The 25,656-nt window shown below is 55.8% G+C and carries 34 protein-coding genes; 7 read left to right on the top strand and 27 right to left on the bottom strand.

Annotated features, from left to right (window positions below; translation table 11 throughout):
- The first annotated feature begins 35 nt into the window (after window positions 1-35).
- Window positions 36-1,310 carry a 4-aminobutyrate--2-oxoglutarate transaminase gene (gene gabT / locus HXW73_RS03465; RefSeq protein WP_186254915.1) on the top strand — a complete coding sequence of 425 codons (1,275 nt, stop codon included), beginning with the start codon at window positions 36-38 and terminating at the stop codon, window positions 1,308-1,310.
- 64 nt (window positions 1,311-1,374) lie between these two features.
- Here gabT and HXW73_RS03460 read toward each other — a convergent pair whose 3' ends face one another.
- The 4 genes from HXW73_RS03460 to HXW73_RS03445 form a co-directional block, all read right to left on the bottom strand.
- Window positions 1,375-1,623 carry a YkoF family thiamine/hydroxymethylpyrimidine-binding protein gene (locus HXW73_RS03460; protein WP_186254914.1) on the bottom strand — a complete coding sequence of 83 codons (249 nt, stop codon included), beginning with the start codon at window positions 1,621-1,623 and terminating at the stop codon, window positions 1,375-1,377.
- 9 nt (window positions 1,624-1,632) lie between these two features.
- Window positions 1,633-2,460, bottom strand: coding sequence for an alpha/beta fold hydrolase (locus HXW73_RS03455; RefSeq protein WP_186254913.1), 828 nt, complete (start codon window positions 2,458-2,460; stop codon window positions 1,633-1,635).
- A 110-nt stretch (window positions 2,461-2,570) separates the two neighbouring features.
- Window positions 2,571-3,617, bottom strand: a complete 1,047-nt coding sequence (dinB, locus tag HXW73_RS03450; protein ID WP_186254912.1) for a DNA polymerase IV — start codon at window positions 3,615-3,617, stop codon at window positions 2,571-2,573.
- Window positions 3,618-3,669: 52 nt separating this feature from the next.
- Window positions 3,670-5,133: a protein adenylyltransferase SelO gene (locus HXW73_RS03445; RefSeq protein WP_186254909.1), complete on the bottom strand. Its 1,464-nt coding sequence runs from the start codon at window positions 5,131-5,133 to the stop codon at window positions 3,670-3,672.
- A gap of 86 nt (window positions 5,134-5,219) precedes the next feature.
- Between HXW73_RS03445 and HXW73_RS03440 the strand changes: the two genes are divergently transcribed.
- Window positions 5,220-5,831 carry a DNA-3-methyladenine glycosylase gene (locus HXW73_RS03440; protein ID WP_186254908.1) on the top strand — a complete coding sequence of 204 codons (612 nt, stop codon included), beginning with the start codon at window positions 5,220-5,222 and terminating at the stop codon, window positions 5,829-5,831.
- On the opposite strand, the gene HXW73_RS03435 is transcribed toward HXW73_RS03440, so the two are convergent.
- A complete protein-coding gene (locus tag HXW73_RS03435; RefSeq protein WP_186254907.1) occupies window positions 5,828-6,685 on the bottom strand; it encodes an NAD-dependent protein deacetylase in 858 nt (285 codons plus the stop codon). The two genes, HXW73_RS03440 and HXW73_RS03435, sit on opposite strands and share 4 nt — an antisense overlap.
- Window positions 6,686-6,781: 96 nt before the next feature.
- On the opposite strand from HXW73_RS03435, the gene HXW73_RS03430 reads away from it, so the two are divergent.
- Together HXW73_RS03430 and HXW73_RS03425 are read left to right on the top strand one after the other, a co-directional pair.
- Window positions 6,782-7,975 carry a UbiH/UbiF/VisC/COQ6 family ubiquinone biosynthesis hydroxylase gene (locus tag HXW73_RS03430; protein WP_240538697.1) on the top strand — a complete coding sequence of 398 codons (1,194 nt, stop codon included), beginning with the start codon at window positions 6,782-6,784 and terminating at the stop codon, window positions 7,973-7,975.
- Between the two features lie 58 nt (window positions 7,976-8,033).
- Window positions 8,034-9,230, top strand: coding sequence for an E22 family MetX-like putative esterase (locus HXW73_RS03425; RefSeq protein WP_186254906.1), 1,197 nt, complete (start codon window positions 8,034-8,036; stop codon window positions 9,228-9,230).
- Between the two features lie 99 nt (window positions 9,231-9,329).
- On the opposite strand, the gene HXW73_RS03420 is transcribed toward HXW73_RS03425, so the two are convergent.
- The 7 genes from HXW73_RS03420 to HXW73_RS03390 form a co-directional block, all read right to left on the bottom strand.
- On the bottom strand, window positions 9,330-9,983 hold the full coding sequence (locus tag HXW73_RS03420) for a DsbA family oxidoreductase (RefSeq protein ID WP_186254905.1): 654 nt from the start codon (window positions 9,981-9,983) through the stop codon (window positions 9,330-9,332).
- Between the two features lie 163 nt (window positions 9,984-10,146).
- Window positions 10,147-11,109 (bottom strand): ribonuclease Z, encoded by a 963-nt coding sequence (locus tag HXW73_RS03415; protein WP_186254904.1) that lies wholly within the window; start codon window positions 11,107-11,109, stop codon window positions 10,147-10,149.
- Window positions 11,106-11,501, bottom strand: a complete 396-nt coding sequence (locus tag HXW73_RS03410) for a GNAT family N-acetyltransferase (RefSeq protein ID WP_186254903.1) — start codon at window positions 11,499-11,501, stop codon at window positions 11,106-11,108. The genes HXW73_RS03415 and HXW73_RS03410 overlap by 4 nt, the downstream gene beginning before the upstream one ends.
- A gap of 168 nt (window positions 11,502-11,669) precedes the next feature.
- Entirely contained in the window at window positions 11,670-11,972 is a 303-nt protein-coding gene (locus HXW73_RS03405) for a type II toxin-antitoxin system RelE/ParE family toxin (RefSeq protein WP_186254902.1), read from the bottom strand.
- The gene (locus tag HXW73_RS03400) at window positions 11,960-12,217 is read right to left on the bottom strand and encodes a type II toxin-antitoxin system Phd/YefM family antitoxin (protein WP_022990189.1); all 258 of its coding nucleotides are present in this window, start codon (window positions 12,215-12,217) and stop codon (window positions 11,960-11,962) included. The genes HXW73_RS03405 and HXW73_RS03400 overlap by 13 nt, the downstream gene beginning before the upstream one ends.
- Window positions 12,218-12,403: 186 nt before the next feature.
- A complete protein-coding gene (locus HXW73_RS03395) occupies window positions 12,404-12,595 on the bottom strand; it encodes a hypothetical protein (protein ID WP_186254901.1) in 192 nt (63 codons plus the stop codon).
- A gap of 46 nt (window positions 12,596-12,641) precedes the next feature.
- Window positions 12,642-12,983, bottom strand: coding sequence for a winged helix-turn-helix transcriptional regulator (locus tag HXW73_RS03390; RefSeq protein ID WP_186254899.1), 342 nt, complete (start codon window positions 12,981-12,983; stop codon window positions 12,642-12,644).
- A 119-nt stretch (window positions 12,984-13,102) separates the two neighbouring features.
- Here HXW73_RS03390 and HXW73_RS03385 point away from each other — a divergent pair, with 119 nt between their 5' ends.
- Window positions 13,103-13,339, top strand: a complete 237-nt coding sequence (locus tag HXW73_RS03385; protein ID WP_186254898.1) for a thioredoxin family protein — start codon at window positions 13,103-13,105, stop codon at window positions 13,337-13,339.
- A gap of 78 nt (window positions 13,340-13,417) precedes the next feature.
- Here HXW73_RS03385 and HXW73_RS03380 read toward each other — a convergent pair whose 3' ends face one another.
- The gene (locus HXW73_RS03380) at window positions 13,418-14,113 is read right to left on the bottom strand and encodes a type 1 glutamine amidotransferase (protein WP_186254897.1); all 696 of its coding nucleotides are present in this window, start codon (window positions 14,111-14,113) and stop codon (window positions 13,418-13,420) included.
- Window positions 14,114-14,154: 41 nt separating this feature from the next.
- Entirely contained in the window at window positions 14,155-14,784 is a 630-nt protein-coding gene (locus HXW73_RS03375; protein ID WP_186254896.1) for an SDR family oxidoreductase, read from the bottom strand.
- Between the two features lie 97 nt (window positions 14,785-14,881).
- Between HXW73_RS03375 and HXW73_RS03370 the strand changes: the two genes are divergently transcribed.
- Window positions 14,882-16,452 (top strand): IS3 family transposase gene (locus HXW73_RS03370; protein WP_446718977.1). Its coding sequence is split into 2 segments (ribosomal slippage): window positions 14,882-15,335 and window positions 15,335-16,452, totalling 1,572 coding nucleotides; the frame shifts between segments, so codons are not numbered across the junction.
- A gap of 30 nt (window positions 16,453-16,482) precedes the next feature.
- Here HXW73_RS03370 and HXW73_RS03365 read toward each other — a convergent pair.
- On the bottom strand, window positions 16,483-16,605 hold the full coding sequence (locus HXW73_RS03365; protein ID WP_186254895.1) for an SDR family NAD(P)-dependent oxidoreductase: 123 nt from the start codon (window positions 16,603-16,605) through the stop codon (window positions 16,483-16,485).
- 132 nt (window positions 16,606-16,737) lie between these two features.
- Complete coding sequence (locus HXW73_RS03360) at window positions 16,738-17,169, bottom strand: helix-turn-helix domain-containing protein (protein WP_186254893.1); 432 nt, start codon at window positions 17,167-17,169, stop codon at window positions 16,738-16,740.
- A gap of 79 nt (window positions 17,170-17,248) precedes the next feature.
- Between HXW73_RS03360 and HXW73_RS03355 the strand changes: the two genes are divergently transcribed.
- Window positions 17,249-17,734: a DUF2938 domain-containing protein gene (locus HXW73_RS03355; protein WP_186254892.1), complete on the top strand. Its 486-nt coding sequence runs from the start codon at window positions 17,249-17,251 to the stop codon at window positions 17,732-17,734.
- A gap of 146 nt (window positions 17,735-17,880) precedes the next feature.
- On the opposite strand, the gene HXW73_RS03350 is transcribed toward HXW73_RS03355, so the two are convergent.
- From HXW73_RS03350 to HXW73_RS03300, 11 genes are all read right to left on the bottom strand, one after another.
- Window positions 17,881-18,375, bottom strand: coding sequence for a GNAT family N-acetyltransferase (locus HXW73_RS03350; protein ID WP_186254891.1), 495 nt, complete (start codon window positions 18,373-18,375; stop codon window positions 17,881-17,883).
- A gap of 93 nt (window positions 18,376-18,468) precedes the next feature.
- On the bottom strand, window positions 18,469-18,834 hold the full coding sequence (locus tag HXW73_RS03345) for a cupin domain-containing protein (RefSeq protein WP_186254890.1): 366 nt from the start codon (window positions 18,832-18,834) through the stop codon (window positions 18,469-18,471).
- A gap of 139 nt (window positions 18,835-18,973) precedes the next feature.
- Window positions 18,974-19,399, bottom strand: coding sequence for a hypothetical protein (locus tag HXW73_RS03340; protein WP_186254889.1), 426 nt, complete (start codon window positions 19,397-19,399; stop codon window positions 18,974-18,976).
- A 4-nt stretch (window positions 19,400-19,403) separates the two neighbouring features.
- Window positions 19,404-20,060 carry a GNAT family N-acetyltransferase gene (locus HXW73_RS03335; RefSeq protein ID WP_186254888.1) on the bottom strand — a complete coding sequence of 219 codons (657 nt, stop codon included), beginning with the start codon at window positions 20,058-20,060 and terminating at the stop codon, window positions 19,404-19,406.
- 92 nt (window positions 20,061-20,152) lie between these two features.
- Window positions 20,153-20,971 (bottom strand): alpha/beta fold hydrolase, encoded by an 819-nt coding sequence (locus HXW73_RS03330; protein WP_186254887.1) that lies wholly within the window; start codon window positions 20,969-20,971, stop codon window positions 20,153-20,155.
- A gap of 90 nt (window positions 20,972-21,061) precedes the next feature.
- Complete coding sequence (locus HXW73_RS03325) at window positions 21,062-21,685, bottom strand: DNA-3-methyladenine glycosylase I (protein WP_186254885.1); 624 nt, start codon at window positions 21,683-21,685, stop codon at window positions 21,062-21,064.
- 9 nt (window positions 21,686-21,694) lie between these two features.
- A complete protein-coding gene (locus tag HXW73_RS03320) occupies window positions 21,695-21,985 on the bottom strand; it encodes a YciI family protein (RefSeq protein WP_186254884.1) in 291 nt (96 codons plus the stop codon).
- Window positions 21,985-22,578, bottom strand: a complete 594-nt coding sequence (locus HXW73_RS03315) for a TetR/AcrR family transcriptional regulator (protein WP_186254883.1) — start codon at window positions 22,576-22,578, stop codon at window positions 21,985-21,987. The genes HXW73_RS03320 and HXW73_RS03315 overlap by 1 nt, the downstream gene beginning before the upstream one ends.
- A 321-nt stretch (window positions 22,579-22,899) precedes the next feature.
- A complete protein-coding gene (locus HXW73_RS03310) occupies window positions 22,900-23,781 on the bottom strand; it encodes a DUF7281 domain-containing protein (protein WP_186254882.1) in 882 nt (293 codons plus the stop codon).
- A 2-nt stretch (window positions 23,782-23,783) separates the two neighbouring features.
- A complete protein-coding gene (locus tag HXW73_RS03305) occupies window positions 23,784-25,028 on the bottom strand; it encodes a hypothetical protein (protein ID WP_186254881.1) in 1,245 nt (414 codons plus the stop codon).
- Complete coding sequence (locus tag HXW73_RS03300; RefSeq protein WP_186255895.1) at window positions 25,025-25,651, bottom strand: condensin complex protein MksE; 627 nt, start codon at window positions 25,649-25,651, stop codon at window positions 25,025-25,027. Before HXW73_RS03300 ends, HXW73_RS03305 begins: the two co-directional genes overlap by 4 nt.
- Window positions 25,652-25,656 lie beyond the last annotated feature (5 nt).

The raw sequence follows: 25,656 nt of genomic DNA, 5'->3' as shown, positions 1-25,656 counted from the left end.
CTGAAGCCTATCCCCATCAACCCAGGAGTTGAGTTATGAGTAATGCCGAGTTAAACGAGTTAAAAAACAAGTATGTGGCCGCTGGTGCTGCAAGCCCCGCCACCGCCTTTGCCGCCCGTGCGGAAAATTCTGAAGTGTGGGACGCCGACGGCAATCGTTTTATCGATTTTGCCGGTGGCATTGGCGTATTGAACGTGGGCCACCGCCACCCCAAGGTTGTGGCAGCGGTCAAAGCCCAGCTCGACAAAGTGATGCATACCTGCCAGACGGTAATGCCCTATGAAGGCTATGTAAAAGTCGCCGAGAAGCTGAGCCAGATCGTGCCGGTGCGCGGTCACGCCAAGGTAATGCTGGCCAACTCGGGCGCCGAAGCGCTGGAAAACGCCGTTAAGGTTGCTCGAGCCGCCACAGGACGTTCCAACGTGGTCTGCTTTGACGGCGGCTACCACGGCCGTACCTTCTACACCATGGCGATGAACGGCAAGGTCGCGCCTTACCAGACCGACTTTGGCCCGATGCCGGGTACCGTTTTCCGCGCACCTTACCCCGTGCCCTACCACGGCGTAAGCGAAGAAGAAGCCATCCGTGGCTTGAAAATGGCGCTAAAAACCGACGCCAACCCCAAAGATACCGCCGCTATCGTGCTTGAGCCGGTACTCGGTGAAGGCGGCTTCTACCCAGCGTCTACCAGCTTCCTGACCAAGATCCGTGAAATCTGCGATGAGCACGGCATCTTGATGATCATCGACGAAGTGCAGTCAGGCTTTGGCCGTACTGGCAAGATGTTTGCCATCGAGCACAGCGGCGTTGAGCCAGACATCATGACCATGGCCAAGAGCATGGCTGACGGCATGCCAATCTCCGCGATCGTGGGTACCGACAAGGTCATGGACGCCTCTGGCCCCAACTCGTTGGGCGGCACCTACACCGGCAGCCCAACCGCCTGTGCAGCCGCGCTTGCGGTGATGGAAGTGTTCGAAGAAGAAAATATTCTCGAGAAGAGCCAGGCGCTGGGTGAAAAGCTGGCACAGCGCTTCAGCAGTTGGGAAAGCAAGTTCGCCTGCGTTGATAACGGTCGCAACATGGGCGCCATGGCAGCCTTTGAGCTGGTATCCGACAAAACCGACCGTACGCCCAACCCTGAACTAGCCGCGGCGCTTTGCAAAAAAGCACGTGAAGAAGGGCTGATCCTGCTTTCCTGCGGCATGTACGGCAACACCATCCGCTTCTTGATGCCCGTCACCATTCAAGACGACGTGCTCAATGAAGGGCTGGATATTATCGAGTCCTGCCTGGATTCGCTGGTATAAGCTAAGCGTTAGCTTTATATCAGACCAAAACGCCGCCCAACCGGGCGGCGTTTTTTTGTTTGCGTTAACGAGGCCGCCGGTCCCCCTCCAGAAAATTAACCGTAAAGACCGCTTTTCCGTGGGTCTCAAACGACCACTTCATGACATCGCTCAGCGCTGCCATCACCTCGTCGAACTCACCAAATACCTGAGTACTCATGCGGTTAGGGTGCACTTCCAGGCCTGTCGCTTCTAGGCGTTTTACCACCTCTTTGACCACCGGTTTGAAATCATCGGCCAGTGGGTAATAGCTAAGCTGTACGGAAAGATACATAACGTCTCCTTACGCTGTGTGGGAAGACTGACTCGTCTTGGCCAGGCGATGCCAGACTTCCAGAATAGCGTCGCGGGTTTCCTCAGGGTGCTCCATGGGAAACATGTGCGTGCCGGGAACATGGCTGACCGCCACCCCGAAACGCTGCAAGCGCTTGATACGTGATGCCGTCAGTAGGTCCGAGTTATCTCCCGCCACGATCTCGACCGGCACGCTCAACCGACGCGGCAACCTAGTTAGATGGTCTGGCAAATGGCGGAAAATTTCCACCTCGATAAGCGGGTCAAACGTCAGCTCGGCACTACCATCGGCCAACACACGGGTGCCTGCTTCAATGTAGTCGTTGAGCGCCTCAGCGGTAAAGCGCCGAAACAGCCCGCGGCGGCGCAGCGAATTGGCCATGGCCTCGCGGCTTGGCCATACCGTGCGCCGACCCAGGGTTTTACCCGCAGGCGTCACACGGTCGACAAAGCCAAAGCGTTTGGCGGCTTTCATCGCCCAGGCATCTCTACCCAGCATCAACGGCGGGTCGAGCATGATCACGCCACAGAAGCGCTCGGGCTGCTTATCGGCCGCCATCGCCATTAAGGTCCCGCCCAGCGAATGCCCGACCCCGAGCAGCGGCTTGTCGCTATCGGGGAGATAGCTCAGCAGCTCATCCACCAGGTTGCCCCAGTTATGGTTGACCGGGTAGTCCGGATGGTGACCCAGGCGATCCAGCGGGTGCAGATCAAATGACTCGGCCAGCGGGTCAAGCAGGCTGCGATAGCTCAAACCAGGAAAGCCATTGGCATGGGCAAATACTAAGCGAGGGCGTGACGAGGTATCAGCAGACATGGCAGGGCTCGTGGTGAAGTCGATAAGTCGGTGGTGAGAAACTATCTATCATACATCTGTTTTAATTTACTCTACCCGCAACGTCAATGCGACAAGCGTTAACGTGCTAATTAAAAAAGCGACAGCTGACGTTCCTGGCTGTTTTCCGCCAGCCGATAACCCACGCCCAGCAGGCGCACGGGCCGCTCGCCCCGGTGCCAGCCCACGTTCAGCAGCGTTTCGAACTGTGCCAGATCAGGCGCTGGGTCGGCGTGTTCCACGGTGGTTTGGGTAAAGTCGTTGAACTTCACTTTGACGATCAGTCCGCGCACCGCGAGCGGCGGATCCAGCCGTGCATAGCGGCGCTCTAAATCCTCGATCAGGGCCGGTAACTCGAGGCGGCACGCCTCCAGAGTGGGCAAATCCTGGGCGTAGGTTTGCTCGGTGCTGACCGATTTGCGCTCGCGGTGGGTTTTCACCGGGCGCTCGTCGCGCCCCCAGCTAAGCTCATGCAGTCGCCGCCCGAAACGCCCGAAGTGCTCGACCAGCTCCGTGAGCGTGCGGGCGCGTAAATCAGCGCAGGTATGGATATCCAGCCCGGCCAGTTTTTCCGCCGTGCGCGGGCCAACGCCGTGGATTTTTTTCACTGACAGCTGCTGAACGAAGCTGTCCACCTCATCCGGCGTAATCACACACAGGCCATCAGGCTTATTCCAGTCGCTGGCAATTTTGGCCAGAAACTTGTTGGGTGCCACGCCGGCTGAAACGGTAATGCCCACCTCGCGGCTGACCCGCTCGCGGATCGCCTCGGCCATGAGTGTCGCGCTGCCGTGATGCTGTGTGACCTCGGAGACATCCAGAAACGCCTCATCCAGGGAGAGCGGCTCGATAAGCTCGGTGACGTCGCGATAGATGGCAAATACTTGCCGCGCGACGGCTTTATACTTGGCCATATCGCCGCGAATGACGGTTAAATGCGGGCAGCGCTTTAGCGCCTGAGCCATGGGCATCGCCGAGTGAATGCCGTATTCGCGGGCGGGGTAGTTGCAGGTAGCGACCACCCCGCGCTGCTCCACGCTGCCGCCAATCGCGATGGGAATATCGCTCAGGGCCGGGTTATCGCGCATCTCCACCGCCGCAAAAAAACAGTCACAGTCGCAGTGAATAATTTTGCGCACTGGCTAGCCTTAACCTGTAAAAAAACACAGTTTATCACAAGTCAGGTCACAATCAGGTACCGCAGAACGTCCGCAGTACCTGCTCGCTCTCGGTGGCGGGCGCCGCCAATCGGCGCGCTTCAACAGAGTCATCAAACGGCTTGGTCACTACCGCGAGTAGCGTATGGAACGGCGTAAAATCACCCTTGACCGCGGCATCAATGGCCTCTTGAACGCGATGGTTGCGGGGAATCACCACCGGGTTGGCGCGCTGCATGACGGCCAGGCGGTCGGTGTTTTGGCTTGCCACCTGGACTGCTTGCCACTGGCCGAACCATTCGCCGAGCCCTTCAGAGTTCTGCGTCAGCGCCAGTAAGTCGTCATGGCGCTGGTCACCGGGCGACGCGGCGTATTGTGTCAACGCATCAAAGGTGGCGGTCATGTCCATCTGGCCCTGATGCATTTGGCTTTCCAGCCCTTCCATCAACGCCTCGGCTTGGTCACTTTCTGCTTCCAAGCCGAGCTTATCGGCATGCAAGCAGCGCTGTTCGGCGTTAAATAACGTATCAAAATGGCGGATCGCATCGGTGGCTTTTTCGACCAGCGCATCGCCCTCGCCGTTTATCAGCGGCAGCAGCGTCTCGGCGAAGCGGGCCAAGTTCCACTGGGCAATGGCAGGCTGGTTGGCAAACGCATAGCGGCGACCCTCATCGATGGAGCTGTACACCTTCTGCGGATCGAATTGCTCCATAAAGGCACAGGGGCCGTAATCGATGGTCTCCCCCGCCAGGCTGCAGTTATCGGTATTCATCACCCCATGAATAAAGCCGACGCTCAACCAGTGGGCAATCAACGCCGCCTGGCGTGCGACAACCGCCTCAAGCAGCGCCATGTAAGGGTCTTCAGCTTCAGCCGCGTCGGGATAATGGCGTTCAATCACATGGTCCGCCAGGGCCTTTAGCGCCTCTTCATCCTGGCGGGCGGCAATAAACTGAAACGTCCCCACGCGAATATGGCTGCTGGCCACGCGGGTAAATACCGCGCCCGGCTCGGGCAGTTGGCGTACTACGCGCTCGCCGGTAGTGACGGCCGCCAACGCACGGGTGGTGGGAATACCCACGGCGGCCATAAACTCGCTGACCAGATATTCCCGCAGTACCGGCCCCAAGGGCGAGCGGCCATCGCCGCCGCGGGAAAACGGCGTGCGACCGCTGCCTTTGAGTTGCACATCTCGGCGCTTGCCATGCTCGTCGATTACTTCACCCAGCAGTAACGCACGCCCATCGCCCAGCTGCGGCACAAAGTTGCCAAACTGGTGGCCCGCATAGCCCAAGGCACCGGGCTTAGCACCGGGCGGCAATTGGTTGCCGCTGAACCACTCGGCAAGCGTGGTGGCGTCTGGCATGTCTTGTGCGCCCAGCTCGCGGGCGAGCGTCGCGTTAAACGCGATCAGCTCCGGGTGGGCAACCGGCGTTGCCTGGCTGGCGACCCAGAGCGGTTCCGGTAAGGTGGCATAGCGATGTTCAAATGACAGCATGAGACAATCCACAAACTAGCGAATAAAGTATTTCCTGATACCCTAGCATTTTACTCAAGTAAACGCCGAGACAAAGCTTTCCAACCATGCCAACTGTTAATCAACCTGCGCTAACGCCCCTGCCCCACGATTTTTATAACCGCGATACACTGGCGGTTGCCCGAGAAATGCTTGGCTGCTGGCTGGTGCGTGAGCACAACGGGGAGCAAATGGCCGCCAGAATTGTGGAAACAGAGGCGTATTGCGGTGCTGAAGACTCAGCCTGCCACGCCCACCGCCGCCGCTCGCCGCGCACAGAAGCCATGTTTGGGCGTGCGGGCCACGCCTACGTTTATCTGGTGTATGGCATGCACTGGCTACTCAACGTAGTCACCGAACCGGAAGATTCGCCCTGCGCGGTGTTAATTCGCGCAGTTGAGCCGACCGTCAACGAGGCGGCGATGCGCGAGACGCGCCGAGCAACGGGTAAACAGTTGAGCAATGGCCCAGGCAAACTCACCCGCGCGCTGAGTATTGATAAGGCTTTGTACGGCCACGATATGACCCAGGCTGGCAAGCTGTGGATCAGCCAAGCGACGCATAACGCCGCGATTGCGACCGGGCCTCGCGTGGGTATCGATTACGCTAAGCCCGAGCACCGCGACGCTCCCTGGCGGCTTTGGTTGGAGGGTAACCCGTGGGTGTCCAAGGCGCGTTAACGCGCCTGCAGGCAACGAACAGCTTGCTCCAGCACCGGCGTTAAGGGAGCGCGCCATTGGTGGGTGAGCATGGCGTCGGCGCGGGTCACGCCCAGGGAGAGCGAGGCAACGGGCAGGCCCCATTCATGCGCCTCGCGGCAGAAGCGGTAGCCGGAATAGACCATCAGCGAAGTGCCAACGGCCAGCACCGCGTCCGCATTGTGCAACCCCGCCTGGGCAGCGACGCGCCTGGCAGGCGGCACCACATCGCCGTAATACACCACATCCGGCTTGAGGATGCCGCTGCAGCGCGGGCAGTCGAAGACCTTAAAGGCCGAAAAATCGGTTTCCAGGTCGGCGTCACCGTCCGGGGCATGGCCGGCATCCAGGGCGGCAAAACGCGGGTTGAGGTGCGCCATTTCGCTGTGCATGGCGTGGCGCATCATGTGGTAACCGCAGGTCATGCAGCTGACGGTATCGGCCCGGCCGTGCAGGTCGATAACTTTTTTTGACCCCGCCCGTTGATGCAGGCGGTCGACGTTCTGGGTCACCAACAGCTCCACATAGCCCATGGCTTCCAAGGCGGCCAGCGCCTTGTGCGCGCCGCTCACCTGGGCTCCACTCAGCGCCTTGAAACCAACCAGCGCCCGCGCCCAGTAGCGCTGACGCACCGCATGAGAGGCCATGAAGTCGCCGTGCTGCACGGGGGGCGAGCGCTTCCACTGGCCGTCGGCATCGCGATAGTCAGGAATCCCGCTATCGGTACTCACGCCCGCGCCGGTAATAATCCAAAGTTTTGGGTAGCGCGCAATAAAGCCAGCCAGTTCCTCGCCTGCCTGGGCCACGCTGCTGGTTATCTCCACTGCCTGCGTCAAATGTTCACCTCTAGGCAATTTTGCTCTCGTTAGACGATACTGTATGACAACGACAACGCCTACTATATGCCAAGCATTTTATCCGAGGAGCAACGTATGCAAGCGTCTAATCAACGGACGATGCAGGATCATGATGTCATTATTGTCGGCGGCGGCATGGTCGGCGCCGCGCTGGCGGCCCGCCTGGGCAATGCCGGTCAATCGGTCGGGCTGATCGAGCAAGGCGATGCCCCCACCGTTCCCGAGGGCGACTACGACCTGCGTATCTCATCGCTGAACGCGCGCTCGCTTGAGTTTATCAATGCCAGCGGCACCCAACTGCCCGATGAACGCTGCTGCCCCTTCCGGCATATCGATGTCGCCAACCAGGATGGCTCAGGCCATTCATTGTTTTCTGCCTCCGACAGCGATATGGAAGACTTCGGCGTCTTTGTCGAAAACCGCACGCTCCAGTACGCCCTTTGGCAGCGATTGGCCGAACTCCCCGGCGTCACCTGCTATACCCAGTGCGCCCCGATAAGCACCCTGGCCACGGGCGATGCGCGCATGCTCGAGCTGGATAACGGCAAAACGCTAACCGCCGCACTGATCGTGGGGGCTGATGGCGCGCGTTCCACCCTGCGGGAATTAGCCAGCATTGGCGTTACCCAGCACGATTACCACCAGCGGGCCCTGATCGTGAATGTGGAAACCGAGCTGCCCCAGCAGGATGTCAGCTGGCAGGTGTTTACCCCCACAGGCCCCATGGCCATGTTGCCGCTGCCCGGCCAGCGCGCTTCGCTGGTGTGGTACGACAGCGACGGGGCCACCAAGGCGCGGGAACAACTGGACGATGACGCGATCAAGACGGCCATCGAAGACGCCTTCCCTGAGCGGCTTGGCAAGCTCACCCGCGTCGTGGCACGCGCCAGCTTCCCCATCAAACGCCAGCACGCCAAACGCTACATTGGCAAACGCCTGGCGCTGATTGGCGACGCCGCCCACGTGGTACATCCGCTGGCAGGCCAGGGGCTGAACATCGGCCTGCACGACGCCGACACCCTGGCCGAACTGATCATCCACGGCCGCGACCCCGGCGACTACCTCAACCTACTGCGCTTTGAGTGCCAGCGCCGGGCAGCCAACCAGGCCATGATCGCCGCCACCGACAGCTTCCACCACCTGTTCACCGGTGCCAAGCCGCTGCGCCAGTTGGGCGATCTCAGCTTGCATATCGCCGAGCGCATCCCCTTCGCCAAACGCATGATGATGCAGCAGGCCAACGGGCTGAATCCGTTCAAACGGCGCTAAATCAGCTACGCTGAGGGTGGCTACGACAAACACAACAACCCTCATTCAAGGAAACGCTATGACGCTTACGCAACGGACCTCTTTACTCACGGTTTCGACGTTCGCCGGACTTACGCTATTGGCCTCCTCACCGCTAATGGCCTGGGACGGCGTGGTCGAGAAACAGACCTTCGAGATGGAAAATTTCACCACGCAAAGTGGGGAAACCATCCCCGAGGTGGCCGTGGGCTGGGAGGCCTACGGTGAATTAAACGACGCCCGCGATAATGCCATTCTGATTACCCATTTTTTCTCCGGCACCAGCCACGCCGCAGGCCGCTATGAGGCCGATGGCGAGCCAACCGGCTACTGGGACGCCATTATTGGCCCCGGTAAACCGCTAGATACCGATGAGTACTACATCATCTCCTCGGATACGCTAGTCAACCTCAACGCCCATGACCCGAACGTCACCACCACCGGGCCTGCCTCGATCAACCCGGATACCGGCGAACCCTGGGGCATGGACTTCCCAGTGGTGACCATTCGTGACTTCGTCGAAGTGCAGCGCGAGCTGTTGGAAAGCCAAGGCATTGAATCGCTGCATGCGGTCATGGGTGCCTCAATGGGCGCACTACAGACCTTTGAATGGGCCAGCGCCTACCCAGACCGGGTTGAGCGGCTAATTCCCGTGATAGGCGGCGGGGTGGCCGATCCCTGGCTACTGGCAACGCTGAGCGCCTGGGCCGCGCCGATTCGCCTGGATGCCAACTGGAACGAAGGCGACTACTACGACGGCGAGCCGCCGACCGACGGGCTCAAGGAAGCGCTCAAACTGGTCACGCTCAATGCCAACCACTGGGAGTGGGCCAACGACACCTTTAACCGCGACTGGGCCGACGAAGACCGCGACCCCGCCCAGGATATCAACGCCCACTACGCGATGGAGAAGACGCTGGACGACATCGCCGCCGCACGCGCTGAAACCTCCGATGCCAACCATCTGCTGTATCTGGTGCAGGCCAATCAGGCCTTTATGACCGGCCACGGCGACTCGTTAGAGGAAGGGCTTGCCGCCATCGACGCGCCCACGCTGATGCTTTACAGCGAGAGCGACCTCGTCTTCGCCCCCGAAGGCGTGCGTCACACCGCCGAGCTGATTGAAGCGGACGGCACCGAAGTGACGCTTGAAACCCTGGAAGGCGATCGAGGCCACCTGAATGGCGTACTCTTTATCGACCAGGCCAGCGATACGCTGCGGGGGTTTTTGGAGTAATTGATTGAGCGCTGGCTTTGCATCTTGAAGCCAGCGCTTAAGACGTTGCGATATGAACCAGCCTGATTGGTAGCAACTCAGGCCGGAGCCTCTGAAACATTAGCGGTTCGCGTTTTCCTCGGCCACCTGACGAAGCGTATCGACAAGCACGTCGGCGGGCTGGGCACCAGAAATCAGGTAGCGCCCTTCGAGGATGAATCCTGGAACCGCGCTTACTCCTGCTTCCATGAATCGCTGCTCTGCCGCGCGAACTTCATCCGCGTATTGATCGGACCGGGCGATAGCCTCGGCGGCGTCCCCGTCAAGCCCAACCTCGGTGGCCTTCTCTCGCAGAACAGTGGGATCTGAAGGGTTTTTCGCCTCACCAAAATAGGCATCGAACAGTGCCAACTGCAGAGGCGTCTCTAGGTTCTGCGTTGCGGCACACGTAAGCACGCGGTGGGCATCGAACGTATTGTTCGCTCGACGCTCCTGGGCGCCACGAAAATTTAATCCAAGCGCTTCGGCCACCGCTATAATTTCGCGCTGGGATTGCTCCATGCTGGCAGCATCCTTGCCGTACTTGCGGCATAAGTGCTCCAGGATCGGCTCGCCCTCGGGCGGCATATCCGGGTTGAGTTCGAAGGGCTGCCAGTAGAGCTCAACGTCGAGCTCGCCATCAAGGGTTTCTAGCGCTTGCTCCAAACGCCGGTAGCCGATCGCACACCACGGACATGCCACATCGGACACTAGGTCAATTCTCAACTTCTGCATGATGGTTCTCCTCGTCGGCTTCGGTCATCGGGGCTCAAACAGCGCCAAGCACTGGCTTTTACCACAAAACACATCAACGCAAACAGCACAGTGCGCCTCGCACTTTTGGGTTGAAGATGCGTATTGGGTGCGCGTTCACTCCCAGCGCATACCGACGATAAAGCTACTCGCTCTCTATCTCAGAAAAGTGCCCCGACTTGCTCAGAGTGAATTCGAGGAAATCCCGCGCCAAGTAAAGCGAGCCCGAATAGACGTCCTGGGTTTCTTTGCGGATGTCCTCAATGGATGGCGACGCATGTGGGGTGGGCTGGTAACGAGGGCTGAAGTGCGTCAGCACCAGGTTGGGGAGCTGTACCGATTCAGCAAAAGTGGCGACCTGCCTAGCGTAACTATGCCCTACGTCACCGGCCTTCTCGGCCATCGCTTCGGTGTAGGTAGCTTCATGCACCAGTACTTGCGCCCCCGCGCTCGCCTCCGTCAACAAGTCAGGCTGGTCATTGTCCCCGGCGATCACCATTTTCCTTGGCTTGTGTTTGAAGATCAGGAAGTCGCGGCTTTTTAACCGCTCACCCGCGAACTCAATATCAATCCCTTGCTTCAACTGCCCCCACAACGGTCCTCTCGGAATCCCCTTTTGCGCCAACTTATCGACGTCTAGAGCAGCGTCCACCTTTCTTTCCGTAAACCCATAGGCGTAGGACGGCGAGCGGTGTGAAAGCCGGTAGGTGGCAACCGCGATGTTCTCAAACTCCACGCTTGGCAAGTCATCAGAGGCGACAAACTCCAAGGTGAAGGGTAACGATAGCTGGGTCGCCTCACAGGTGGCGTCCAGCCATGCCTTGATGCCTGCGGGCGCCACAATGGTCAGCGGCAGTGTTCGGCCGTTCATTGCTGCACTCGCCAGTATGCCCGGCAAGCCATAGCAATGGTCGCCGTGCACATGGGTAATCAGGATGGCTTTCAATGAATTAAGCGACAGCTTGGTGTGCAAGACCTGATGCTGTGTGCCCTCACCACAATCGATCAGGTACCAGCCCTTCCCCTTGCTCTCTCGCAACGCGACCCCGGAGACGTTTCTTTGCTTGGTGGGTACACCGGCGGAGGTGCCGAGGAAAAGTAAATTCATAGCTTGCTCGTGATCTCTCTTGCAACCTTATTAGCCGCTGTACTCATGAACAATAAGTCATCTATGGACTCTGACTCGACGATAAAGAAGCCAAGGCTTGAATATAAAGAACGAGCGGCAGGGTTGTCCCGATAAACGCGCAGCGTCACCGTCGACGCACCTGTTGATTGTCTCGCCTGTGCTATCAGCTTTTCGCAAAGCAAGCGGCCTGCGCCACTCCCTCTTGCCTCTGGCGAAATAACAATCCTGCCGATATGCACAGCGCCCTGCTTCCCAGGCCAGAACTGGCCAAAACCGATACAGCGGTTATCGCTATCGGATAAACAATAGCTTGAGCCTCCCTCAACGGCGAGCACCTCAGGCAAATCGGTTGCAGCAAAGGGAAACGGCACGGATGGCCCCGCCCGGCAAGTAAAGCTTTCTTATCACTGATCCAAGGCGCGATAGCCTTATAGTCGGCTTTTTCTGGTGTTCGTAGAGTGGTTTGCATATGTCTAACGCCGAAGCGCACCGGTAACTTTGACGTAGCGAAGACAAAGGCACCCGAGTAACGCGCCTGGTCAGCTGTTCCCGAGCATGTACGCACGAAGCTGCCGCTCCTCTCGCATGACATAGAGGACGAGAACCTGCTTCTCGGCCTCACGATAAAAAATACGACACGGTGGAACCACTACCTCCCTGTATACCGAATTAGAGAACTCTGGAGGAATCCTTCCGGAATGGGGAAAATCTTCCAAGCGGTCGGTTTTATCGAAAATCTCTTCTACCAGGCGGCTTGCAGCGGCAGGATTATCCAGAGCAATGTACTCTGCGATTGCGTCTAATTCTTGAAGGGCCGGCTCAGTCCAGATTACTTCAGCCATTTACTCATTTTCTCCCTGGCCTCACTTTGGCTGTACGTTCTTCCCTCAAGTACAGCACGCTCACCCCGGGAGAGCCCCTCGAGCAGCTCAAGCCGACGCTGCATGAACTCGTAATCCTGCACATCCACAAGATAAGCGGATGGCTGGCCATGTTCAGTGATCAGCACCGGCTCTTTGGACAGATGCAGGTCTGCCAAGATTTTTGTGGCTTGGCGCTTAAGGTTTGTAACAAGCTCAACTTTCATGGGCTCACCCTGATCCAGATTGATAGTGGCACTATAGTATCACTTTGCGGATGAGACAATCACAGCTAGTCGACGTGTGCGATAGCTATAAGGCCGTGTGATCACTGTGAAAGAGGCATGAGACTTCGACGTCACCCCTTTTTTCAGTCGCCGCGTTTTCGCAAGGATGTTCGAAAAGCGACCGGCTTATTCGCCCACCACTTCAGAAAAGTGGCCCGACTTGCTCAGGGTGAGTTCGAGAAAATCACGCGCCAAATAAAGCGAGCCCGAATAGACGCTCTGGGCTTCTTTGCGGGTGTCCTCAATGGATGGCGACGCATGGGGGTTGGGCTGGTAACGGGGGCTGAAGTGCGTCAGCACCAGGTGGGGAAGCTTCACCGACGCGGCAAAAGTGGCGACCTGCCTGGCGTAGCTGACCCCTACGTCATTTCATTTCTTTATTACCAATTTCAGCGTCAAGACTTTGTATCTGCAAGACAATCTCGAGGAGCTTTTTCCCCGAAGTAGTTAAGGAATATTCCGTGCGGGGCGGGACCTCGGGATAACTATGTTTTTCGAGAAGCCCATAGGCAGTAAGTTTGCGAAGTCTCTCTGACAGGACTTTAGTGGATATACCCTGAATATGTCTCTCGAGTGCCCCAGGCCGGTTGATACCGTTTCCTACCGAGAGTAATACTGATACTGACCATTTGCAGCCGACTACATCTTCGAGCTTGCGGTACGTACTTGATGTGTGAGCGCTACTTTTTTTCTCTATATTTTTCATAAAATTACACCATAAAGTGCCTACCAAACCTCCTGGTTCCTGCTTTTTTCCTGTCGGATAAGGCACTACTTTTTAGGGGTGCGCACAACACTACCTTAACCAAAACCAGGAGCAAAATCATGACTGGAAAAGCTACCTTTTACCATGCCGGATGCCCAGTATGCGTGGCTGCTGAGGACAATCTGGCAAAGGCAATTGATCGTTCTCGCTACGAAGTAGAAGCTGTCCATCTTGGCAACGACAAATCACGAATCGCCGAGGCCGAAACTGCTGGCGTTAAGTCGGTGCCAGCGCTGGTTCTGGACGGTGCGCCGTTCCATATCAATTTCGGCGCGAGCCTTTCCGACCTGAAATAGCGAGTGCAATACCTGCAGCGCCTCAGCTTCTAGTGGGGCGCTGCTCATAAAGAAAAGCATCTGTTTTACTTATTCTTATTAGCCATTGTTCGCATGTAAATGTTCGAGAACGTCCCCCATTAAACTGTTTATTGATAAGTAACGCTCTTGGGGAGCGGACAAAATCTCTGCCTCTGATTGGATGTACTCACCTTCAATGAGTTCATCCCTGCAATTCTCGACAATTGATTGCGCGGATGCTGGCGTGGTTTCCAAATGAAACTGTATCCCGATAACATTCCCACCAATTTGAAAGGCTTGATTTACACAGCCATGACTTTTCGCTAGTTGAACAGCACCTTCCGGCAAGCTGAAGGTTTCACTGTGCCAATGAAACACTTCTACTTCTTTTGGAAATTGAAAAACTGAAGCGCTTGCGGATTCAACTGCCTGGACGGGGAACCAGCCAATTTCTTTTACTGAGTTTGGAAATACTTCGCCTCCCATCGAGTCAGCAATGAGCTGCGCACCCAAACAAATGCCAAGAACGGGCTTTTTCGATTCAATCGCGGCTCTTATGAATTCTTTTTCTTTTGCCAGCCAAGGATATTCTTTTTCATCCTTGGCACTCATAGGTCCCCCCATGACAACGAGAAAATCCACATCCTCAATTTTAGGCAGGGCTCCAGAATCGAAAAATTGGGTACTGGTTATTTCGTAACCAGCATTTTGTAACCAGGCTTCGATACTGCCCAACCCCTCGAACTCCACGTGCTGAAAATAATGTGCTCGCATCTCGACTCCTACTTTTTATGGCTAACGTCCGACGTTGTCTCTCAGACACGGTTTATGGATACACCGCCGTCTACCAGCATCGCTGTGCCCGTAGTGAAGCTGGAAGCATCGGAAGCTAGATAGAGTGCAGACTGGGCTATCTCTTCTGGCTTCGCGATACGTTTGAGTGCGTGCAGGCTCGAGACAAACGCCTTCGCCTCGGGTGTATTCGCAAATTCCTGCGCCGCCGCTGTATCAGTTCCACCCGGCAATAACGCATTTACCCGGATGTTATGAGACCCATACTCGGATGCGAGCACTTGGGTTAGTCCAATCAACCCTGCCTTGCTGGCCGCGTATGCGGCCATCCCTGGCATACCCGTTGTATAGCCAACAAAAGTAGAGGTGAAGACCAAAGACCCTCCACCGCCTGACAACATGGCAGGTAGTTGGTACTTTGCAGCCAAGAAGGCACTGTTCAGATTCGTAGCGATAACCTGATTCCAATCTGCCAAAGTCATATCGGGAACCGGCCCCATGGTGCCCAATATGCCAGCATTATTGAAGGCCACATCAAGACGACCAAATCTGTCCAGAGTCTGCTCGACCAACGTTTGGGCAAATGCCTCTTCACTAACATCACCCGCTATCGCCAACGCCTGCCCACCTTCCTCAGTGATAAGGTTAGCCAAAGCTTGAAGCTCAGGCTCTCTGCCCCCTCTGTCAGCCTAGTTGTCCGGTTGGCGATATCGCCTAAATCAAATCCAGAGGGAGCGGCATGGAGCGCGTGTGCCACGTTATTCTAAAGAGCGTAAAGCTGTTGTACTGAAAAAGTTGTTGCCACCCCATAATCGCAGTGTGGTATCTGTCGCCACTGAAGAAGGCATCTCTGACGCGACGCTGTATAGTTGGTTAAAACAGTGTCGAGAAAAAGGAGTGCCTGTGCCGGGTTACACCCAAAGCGACAACGAGTGGTCGCCTGACGCCAAGCTTGCCGTGGTCATCGAAACCGCCACCCTGTCAGAAACAGAGCTTGGTGCTTACTGCCGCGAAAAAGGCCTGTTTCCCGAGCAGATCCAACAGTGGAAAGCCGCTTGTCTCCAGGGCGCTGGCCAACAAGAAGACCAGCAAAAAACGGCACAAAAGCAGCGTAAACAAGACCGTAAGACGATCAAACAGCTCAAAGCGGAAGTGCGTCGCAAAGACAGAGCCCTAGCGGAAACGACATCGTTACTGGTGCTCTCAAAAAAGCTCGACGCCTTGTACGGCGAAGACCCGAACAGCGGCGAGGACGACTGACGCCTCTTGAGGAACGTGCAAGGCTCATTACGTTGTTTGATGAAGCGGTCACCGGGGGCGCTTCCCGTTATCAAGCAGCGGCGATGATAGACGTGAGCGAGCGCACGCTGAAACGCTGGCGTTCTGGGTGTGGCGCGGTGGCTGAGGATCAGCGCCCACACGCGGTACAAGGCAGTCAGCCGCATCAACTGACTCACGAGGAGGAACAGGCTATTTTGAGTGCCTGCAATCGCTCCGAGTATCAGAGCCTGCCACCGTCTCAGATCGTGCCGTTACTGGCAGATCAAGGGGTCTACTTGGCTTCCGAGTCGTCGTTTTACCGGGTACTGAAAAAGCACCAACAGCAGCACCATCGAGGGCGAATGAAGCCACGCCGCCCAGTGCCTGAGCCGACGAGCTTCACAGCAACCGGACCCAACCAAGTCTGGTGCTGGGACATCAGCTATTGCTCTTCCGTTGTGCGTGGCCAGCACTGGTATCTCTATCTGATCATGGATATCTACAGTCGCAAAATCATCGCCTGGGAAGTCCACGAGGCGGAATCAGGCGAGTTAGCGAAACACCTGCTGGAACGCGCTTTATTGCGCGAAGGCTGCTGGCACCAGCCTCCAGTGCTGCACTCGGATAACGGCGCACCGATGACGTCTTATACGCTTAAAGCGAGGTTAACAGAGCTGGGGATGTTGATGTCTTACAGTCGACCGAGAGTGAGCAATGACAACCCTTACTCGGAAGCGTTGTTCCGCACCGTCAAGTATTGTCCAGCGTGGCCCACAAAGGGCTTTGCATCGCTGAACGCGGTACGTGACTGGATGCTGACGTTCGAACGCGCTTACAACGAACAGCACCTGCACAGTGGCATTCGGTACGTGACGCCCGCTGATCGGCATCAAGGTGCCGACCGAGAACGTCTTGAGCATCGCAAAGCGGTTTATGAAAGAGCTAAGCGCCGACATCCACAGCGCTGGTCAGGCAACACACGAAACTGGGAAGTACCCGGTTCGGTAGCGCTCAACCCTGGCAAGCTGCAGGAAGTCGAGCGTAATAAACAGGCTGCTTAGAGGCAGCTATTTGGACAACTGGGTTGAAAATCACCGTCTGCGTGCTGCCAGCACCACAGAAGCCCCTTCTTTGGCGAAAAGGCGTGCAGTCTCGCGACCAATACCTGCACTGGCACCCGTAACAATAATGACTTTATTCTTGAGTGTATTCATGTGTTCGGCCCCTTTCGCCCTGTTCTGAATGATTGGTATCTAACCGGAACAGAGGCAATTCTAAGAGGCCACTCACAGACTGCCGACCCGTATCTTGCTATGTTTATGTTACATTGACGTTATAAAGCCGCATTAAAGCGCCTTTTTTGGGGAAAGCATCCCCACATCTTTTCTACTAATCACCCCCGAAGCCGCTAATCCAAGCAAACGTCGAAACTTCGGACATTCCATATGGCTTGGGGCAGAACAAACGGCGACATGTCGGAGACCGTCTCGTACCGCTATCAGGCTTTTGATCGTCTTATCAATTTCATCTGACTTGTTCACCAGTAAATCTCTGTCAATATTAGGATCTCCTTTAGGTCCTATCATGCTGCCAATTTCATCTAGAGAAAATCCCGCTGCACGTCCCAGCGCAATAAGGGCCAGCCGCTCCAATATATTGTCATTGAAAACTCGGCGTAACCCTTGCCTTCCGAGAGAGCTGATTAACCTTTTCTTCTCATAAAAGCGCAACGTTGAGGCTGGAACACCCGAACGTTTGGCTACTTCAGCGATATCCATAATTACTCCTTGACCTCAAGTCGACTTTAAGTCGTAGGCTATCTCTAGTTAGAAATCAAGGCGCACAAAGGAAGGGATTATGAACCACGTACTATTCATATTAACAATCGGGATTGGAGCTACTGCAGTGATGGACGTGTGGAGCATCGTGCGAAAGCCATTGCTCGGAGTCCCTCTCCCAAACTATGGGATGGTGGGACGCTGGATAGCCCACATGGCACACGGACAGTTTCATCATGACAATATTGCCGCATCAAGCCCCAAACGCGGAGAACACATTATAGGGTGGACAGCTCATTATCTGATAGGCATCGCATTCGCTGCCTTATTAATCGGTATCTGGGGAGAGTCATGGATGCAGAGCCCAACGATTGGCCCCGCACTCGCAACGGGCATAGGCACCATTGCAGCCCCCTTTCTGCTGATGCAGCCGGGTATGGGTGCCGGAGTTGCCGCATCTCGGACACCACATCCTACCTCTGCCAGACTGCAGAGCCTCATAACACATACAGCGTTTGGGCTCGGCTTATATGCATCTGGCTGGGCAATACAACTTTTTAACTGAATTTAATTCATCACCGCCGTAGCCTTCTTTCAGAATGATGGGAGAAATCAGCGCGGCAAACAGGACGCTGGTTTATCGCAACGCGACCCCGAAGACGTTTCTGCTTTTTGTTGGTACACCGGCGGAGGTGCCGAGGAGGAGTAAGTTCATAGCTTGCTCGTGATCTCTCTTGCAACCTCATTGGCCATTGCACTCATAAACAATAAGTCATCCGTGGACTCTGACTTTATGACGGAGAAGCCAAGGCTTGAATATAAAGAATGAGCGGCAGTGTTGTCTCGATAGACGCGCAGCGTCACCGTCGACGCACCTGCTGATTGCCTGGCCTTTGCCATCAGCTTTTCACACAGCAAGCGGCCGGTGCCCTTTCCTCTTTCCTCTGGCGAAATAATAATCCTGCCGATATGAACAGCGCCCTGCTTCCCAGCCCAGAACTGGCCAAAACCAACGCAGCGGTTATCGCTATTGGATAAACAATAGCTTGAGCCTTCCTCAACGGCGAGCAGCTCAGGCAAATCGGTTGCAGCAAAGGGAAACGGTACTGATGGCCCCGCCCAGCGAGAACAGGCTTTCTCGTCAGTGACCCAAGACGCAATAGCCTCATAATCGGCTTTTTCTGGTGTTCGTAGAGTTATTTGCATATGTCGTCAGCATGCGCCGCTACGTAATGGAGACGAAGCCGTAACGCAGTATGCGTTACGCACTTGGCCTTGTTAGCGCAATATGGTCTGCCGCTAAACCCAGACATCATTTTCCGCCTTAAGCTCTCCGCCCGAGTCTCCGGTATTCACCACGCCTCGGGGCTCAATTAGGAGAACATGACACTCACTTTCAGCAAAGGGTCTATGTTCCACCCCTTTGGGCACTACATACATTTCGCCCTCGGATAGATGAACAGTACCACTTCGGAGTTCGATGCCCATTGCACCTTTGACGACCAGAAAAACCTCGTCCGTATCCTTATGATCATGCCACACAAAGTCGCCCTGAAACTTCGCCAGTTTGAACTGATAATCGTTCAATTCTGCGACCACGCGAGGTGACCAATACTCAGAAAATTTTCTGAACTTATCGGCCAAATTAACTACGTCTGATTGCATTGGAATGCCCTCCTGTTGTCTCGCTAACGTTGCGCTCAGTCGCGGCGGGTCACATTACGAACCGCCGTCGGCTGGAGCGCATGGTTAGAAGGCGGCTCGCCAAACCATTGGTGAAAAGCGTGCGGCAAGCGCTCTTCCGTTATCCCTCGCGCCAAGAATACCTCAAACACGAGCGTCTAATGATTTCGGGATACTCTACCGCTTGCTCGAGCGAGAGCGCTTGGAAGGCAGACATATCAGCCATGCCATGGACGTACAAAGGGCCAGGCAATTCAATTGATTCATGCGAGGAAACGAAATGCATGAGTGCATTCCTGTGATTCTTGAGATCCAGGAATCGCTTCACGTTCGCGGTTGACTCATCCAATCGTACTCCCAGCACATTTTTAGGCCATTTCTTGATCTTCGCATCCAATGAACGACGTCTCTCGATATCCTTCAGAACCCGATCTCTGTGAGTCCGAAACCCGTCCTCTTCGACAACCACGCGGAAGAACGCATTGATAAACGTCTCCACCACCGACACCGCAAGGAAAAGTGCAAGTGCGAGCTCCTGCTTCTGCACCCGATCAGGCTCGCCCGTAGGCACTCGTCTTATCTGTCGCTGTAGGCATTCGTAGTAGTGCCATATCAAGGAATGCGGGCTTGCTAGTGTCCGTGTATCTGACATGCTCTTCCCCCCCTTTTAACGACCGCAGCACGCGCGGCCTTGTAGTGGAAGCGCAGCTGCAACGAAAAGGTTGTCGCTTTGCCTGCTCTGGTGAAGAGGCGATCTGCTTGTACATGACATCGACGGTCACGCCCTTGTATTCGCATCGCTCCATATGATTCCAGCCGAGCTTCTCATAAAGTTTCGAGGCGAACTCGGTGTAGAGATACCAGGCATTAGCATTTGAGCGAGCTGCCTCATCTTCGCACCGAGCAATCAATTCTGTTGCTATCCCCTGATACCGGAAGCCCTCTTTTACATAAACTGCTGCCAGCCAAGGGGATAAATCCGGTTTTGTGTCCATATCGTTCTGTACTAGCGCAGCCGAACCAACAAGCTGACTTCCTGACATTGCAATAAAGATTGAAGGAATACCCTCTCGTCCCGCAGCATCAGAGATTGCTTCGGCGCGACCTTCCAAAGTCAGCGACGGGTTCAAGTGCTTCCACTCTGCATGGTGTAGCTCCGCCAACTCAGCAATGAATTCCCTTTTATCTGCTAGAGAAACGATTTCCACAGTCTTTGCCTCTTAACGCAGAGTGCACCGATAGCCTTACAGGGCGGAGCGGCCTACAAGCCACCCGCGTGACACGCCTGGTTATGTAGTTTTTAAGCCTGAGCAAAATCCAAAATTTCTTTCACCAACTCATCAGGCCTTTCTTCAATGACAAGGTGGCCCGCATCATCAATCACACGAAGAACCGATCCAGAAATCATGCTGTGGAGCTCTTCCCCACGCTCCAGCGGTATCCAGCTATCCTCCCGCCCCCACAGGATCAAGGTAGGTGTAGTAATCGTCGGATAAAGAGACTGGACCTCGTCGGTATATTTGGAGTCTGCTTGAGCCATCTGACGATAGAAAGCTGTCTTACCTTGCTCGCCAGTCCACGGCGAAACGATTCCTTCTAGTGTTGCCTCATCAAGTGGCTTGAAAGCCGCCGTTTGCACATAGGACCGGACCACAGCTTCGTGAATATAGTCTGGCAGCCCTGAAAAAGCGGCTTCATATCTATTCACATGGCGGAAAAAAGGTGAGCCCCAAGGAGAGACTGCCACCGGGTCAATCAGAATAATCTTCTTAAAAGACCGCTCATTGAGAAGGTGAGTTCGGAGGACTGTAGCGCCGCCAAAGTCGTGTCCGACAACAATTGGATCATCCAATTGCCAATGGGTTAGCAACCCATCCAAAACCTCATTCTGCACGCCCAACGAAACATCGCCTTCCGTCGTACACGACTGACCATAGCCCAACAAGTCAAAGAAATAGACCGTGTACTCTTCGGACAGTTTTCGAATTAAATGTCGCAGATTGAACGATGACCAGGGCGTTCCGTGAACCAAAACCATTGGTGGGCCTTCGCCCAATTGGCCATAACGAACTTCACGCCCTTGATGGTCATAAAAATTTGCAAGCTCCCAACTACTCATTGCTCGCACTCCTTTTGTACATACCGCCCGGCTCACGCGCCGGTTTGGAGACGCAACGTGGCGGAAAATCGGTCGCCGTGCAGCCGGTTGTTAGGGCACTGTATCTGCCCCTGGACGTATAAACCTCTTGCGAGCTTGTTCAACCTTTTCTCTGAATATGCATCCATCGGAGTGATCATTTATAAGCCCCATTGCCTGCATAAAAGCATAAACTGTTGTAGGGCTAACGAACTTCCAGCCCTGCTTTTTCAAAGCCTTAGAAAGCGCAGTGGACGCCTCTGAAGTTGAAGCAGTCTGTGGTTCTGGCAGATTATTCTCTTCTGGCTCAAAGCTCCAAAAGTAGGCCGCGAGAGACCCTTTTTGATGCACTACTTCTTGGGCTCTTTTTGCATTATTAATAACAGCTTCGACCTTCCCTCGATGACGGACAATACCTTCATCCTTCAATAGTCGCTCAATATCAGCCTCATTAAACCCCGCCACTACATTGAAATCGAAATTCGAAAAGGCTTTACGGAAATTCTCTCGTTTAGCAAGAATCGTGCGCCAGCTTAGACCTGATTGAAAGCTTTCTAGGCATAGCTTTTCAAACAGCCTGATATCATCGTCAACCGGGTAACCCCACTCATTATCATGATATTCAAAGAACTCAGGAGCTGCCGAACACCAGCTACAACGCAGTTCACCATCAGGACCTTGCACCGTCGAGTTCATGGTACCCCCTCACTCGGCCAGGATAAAATTCAATCGCTCATCTGCTTTCTTTGGCTCTATTTCAAGTATTTCTGCCGTAACGATGTTCTCGGCCACAAATGGGTCTTCGCTAACCCGTTTTTCAAGAGCCTCCCTTGACTCACCATGAGCAATAACAGATCCGCCAAGGCCGGGCTGAAGGCTACCAACTATCAAGAAAACCTTATCCTCGAAACCACGTTTTATCCATTGATTGTGGCCATCCATAAAAGCACCGGCTTGCCCCTTATTCTGGGAGAAACGTAGAAGAACAATGAACATCAAAGCACCTCCGACAGAGTATTGGTTTTAGTTGTGAAAGAGGATAACCAGTCGTCAAGACGTCTTACCTCGCTCTGAATAAACTTCTCGTCTTGGAATGCACTGGAAAGTGTTGCTACTCCTTGGCTGAATGCGAGCATGTGCATTGCCAACTCATCTGCGTCATCGTGACGGCCAAGTTGCTCAAATTGTCGACGCAACCAGGTTCTGAATAATGTGAACAGTTCGTTAGCATGCGCTTTAGCGGGATGATTCAGCTTGGCGAGTTCAGTACAGAGTGTCCCTACCGGACAGCCAAAACGCTTAATTTTGGCCCTATTCATCACCAGAATGTTGAGGAAACTTCGGATACGATCAGTTGGCGTTCTACCTTCTAGCTCCCAGTTATCGAGCATAGAGTTCGTGCAAACAATACGATGCCTGATTACAGCATCCAGGATTTCGTCCTTGGTCTTGAAGTGATAGTAAAAATTTCCTCTGGAAATACCCAGAGCTTCCGCGATTTGCGCAAAAGAAGTGTGCTCAAAGCCCTGCTCATAAAACAGTTTATCCGCCTCTTCGACGATGCGATCTCTTGTCAGCTTATTACCCATCGGCACGTTTCCCAGTTAACACCCATACATCTAGGACAGTCATCCTACTTTGAAAATCTAGGACGACTGTCCTAATACGTCAAGAGATAAGTACAAGAAAGTGTTGGGACGGAGAGCCCGGGCACCCTAACAGTGACTATACGGAAGGCTGCATAACCTCAATAAACGTGTCGACGCATTGATTGAGGTTAAGCAGCAGCTACCTCATTTGATTCCTTTAAGAGCAAAGCCAGAATTCGCGCGCCTGTGCTTTTTGCCAGTTTCAACCAGACTGGACACAACACATCACCCGGCAATGCTCATTAGGTCGACGGGGCTCCCTCACACCAGCGCCACGCACTCCAACCGCTCACCCAACCACTGCTGCCTTAGCCCGCGCTGCTGGTCGAGTAGCAGCGTTAGATAGGGCTGTAGTGGATGAGAAGCAGGTAGTTGGTCGAGGTGGCGTTGCAGGCGTGGGCGGTGTTCGAGTTGTTTGGCGGGGTCGTGGAGGGTGGTGGCTTGTTCGGTGAGCCATACTAGCGGCGGGAGTAATAGGTGCGAGGCGCCGCTGGAAAGCGCGATGCTGATGCCTTTTATATCGAAGTCGCCTGCGTAGAGGTGCGGCTTCTGGGTGGCGTTCCAGGCACTGGCGAGCTGCTTGAAGCCGCCGCCGTAGTGGCTGTCGCCGCGGTAGACGACCAGTGGGCTTGCATAGTCGCTTAGCGCGGGGATTTGCGGTGAAAAGGCATAAAAGCTGTCCAGATTTTCGACCTGAATGAGCACGTCGCACTGCTCAAGGTTTATATCTCGCCAGTCGACATCGTGCATGGAACGCGGCTGGGCCGACAGCCAAGCGGGTGGGCTTGCGGGCGTGTTGACCAGCACCCGCTGGGCGCGCGGGCCTTCGCGGTTGGTTTTATCTTCATCGACGCCATGCTCCGCTTGTTCAGCACTGGTCAAGCCGCTTTGCCATTGCTCAATAGTGGTCAGTCGTTGGCTTTCGAGCGCAGCGTTCACCTGCTGGATAAGGGCGCGATCAAAGCGCAGTGATTGATGGCTAATCCTTGGGCCAAGTTCAATATGCTGCGCATCACACCAGTGGATGAAGGTTTCCACCCACTGCTGGCTGCGCTTCTTGTCGACCCACGTCTGCTTACGCAGTTGGCGATCCACGTCGCTTAGCTTGCTGTAGACCTTGGCCGTGAGCGTCTGGTCATCCATCGTTACACCGCCAGGCCTAACGAAACGTCGCGAATCAATTTCACATCGTTGAAGGCGCTCGCCCTTTCTTCCTGCTGGTGAAGATGAAACGCGCGCTGTTCGCTATGCGGTAGGCCCTGGTGCTCGGCGATGACCTGGAACAGCCAGATTTCGGCAGGCCACTCCAGCTCGCTTTGGTTGAGGTAGTCCAGAGCGCTGATGGGGTCGTGCTCGGCACGGTCCACCACGTTGAGATAGAAGGTTTCGACGTCATCCTTGAGGGCCTGCTGGCGGGCGGCAATGAGCGTGTCTTCGACGTGTTCCGCCGGGCGTGCCGCGGTGGCCGACTGGGCGGCACGTAACGGCGTGGGCACGTTTTGCAGCAGCGCGCTGATGGTGGGCACGTCCTGGGCGCGGTCCAGCGCGACGGCACCGGCGGCAGTGAGGGGTGCTGCGTGGTTAAACAGCGCCGGTACTTCACTGCGGCGGGCGTAGTTGCCAGGGGTGAAGCCGGGGTGCTCGCGCAGAAAGGCGGCCATGCCTGAGACCAGGCGGCTGCGTGCTTGCATGCGGCGAAACCGCGCCATCAACTCGATCAGACGGTGCTGCACTTCGCGCAGGCTGGTGTAGTGCTGGCTGAGCTGCTGTTGCAGCTGGCTGATCAACACCTTGCGCAGCGTGCCGTCGCTGCCCACCAGTTCGATCAGCTCGTCAAAGTCGATAAGCGCCAGCCCGTCGAGCAGGCGGACCACCTGCTTTTGCGCGCGGTCGTTTTCGCGCACCTTGTCGTTGAGCTGGCTGACAAAGCCAAAGTCGCTGTTGAGCCGCTGCCACAGGCTGTCGATGGCGTCGGCAAAGCGGCCGTTCATGTCATCCACCGCCTGGCGAAGGCGCAGCAGTTGCTGCTCCTGCTGCCAGTAGTCGCCGCGGCTGCTGGAATCGCGATAGCTCTCGATCAGGCTGCGGATCAGCTCCAGCGCTTCGGCCACATCGGCGTTGACGTGGCGCCGGGCTTCATCGGCAACCATTTCGGCGATCAGCTCGCGCACCTTGGGGGTCAGCTTGAGGCCGCCCTGCTCGTCGGGCCGCCAGACAATCCGCGCGCTTAGCAGCTTGCGCAGGGCGGTATGGCTCAGCCCTTCCAGCGGGACTTGGTCGTTGGCGTAGCCCTGCATCAGGGCTTCGGCGTGGCGGCCCAGCAGGGCCAGACGCTCCACCCCGGTGGTGATCAGGCGGCTTTCCAGCCCTGGCGTTTCCGCGTCGTTCACAGCAGCGCCTCCTGGGTGTCCTCGCCCTCGTCGTCCACCGGCAGGTGCTCTTCATCGCGAATAAAGCGCACCAGTTCGAGCAGATAGTCGACCTTGCCGGTGACCAGGAATACCTGGCGGTCCGAGTGGGGCTGCAGCAGGTAGCCGTGCTCTCTCAACCGCTTGAACACCTGCTTGACCTGGGCGTCCAACTGGTCGCTTTGGGAGCCGAAGAAGCTGTCAGTAGCCAGGCGCTCGATGCGTTCGCGCAGGCTGGGGTTATCTTCGCTTTTGGCCTGTAGCTCGCCGGGCTTGAGCACATCGCCGGGGGACAGCACGCTGTCGCGGCCCAGGGCTTCCTGCACCAGCTGTAGCCATTCCAGCAGCGGCAGCAGGCTGTTGACGGTGTCGCCCAGCTGGCGGGCGAGCTGGTCCCGCGCGCTGTCATCCGGCTGACGCCAGGCAAGAAAATATACGCCTTCCTCCTGGCTGCTGGCCACGCGGCGGTTGAGCGGGCGCAGGTAGTCATCGATGGCGTCGCGCGTGGCGTCATCCTGCAGGCGCTTGAAGGCGCTTTCGTCGCTCACCGCGCAGATAAACTCGCCCGCCAACAGCCGTTCCAGTAGCGGGCCATGCGGCAACAGACTCA

The sequence above is a fragment of the Halomonas sp. SH5A2 genome (genome assembly GCF_014263395.1).
Classification (GTDB): Bacteria; Pseudomonadota; Gammaproteobacteria; order Pseudomonadales; family Halomonadaceae; genus Vreelandella.
The sequence above is the reverse complement of the archived record's forward strand: the minus strand, read 5'-3'. Positions and strand labels throughout refer to the sequence as shown.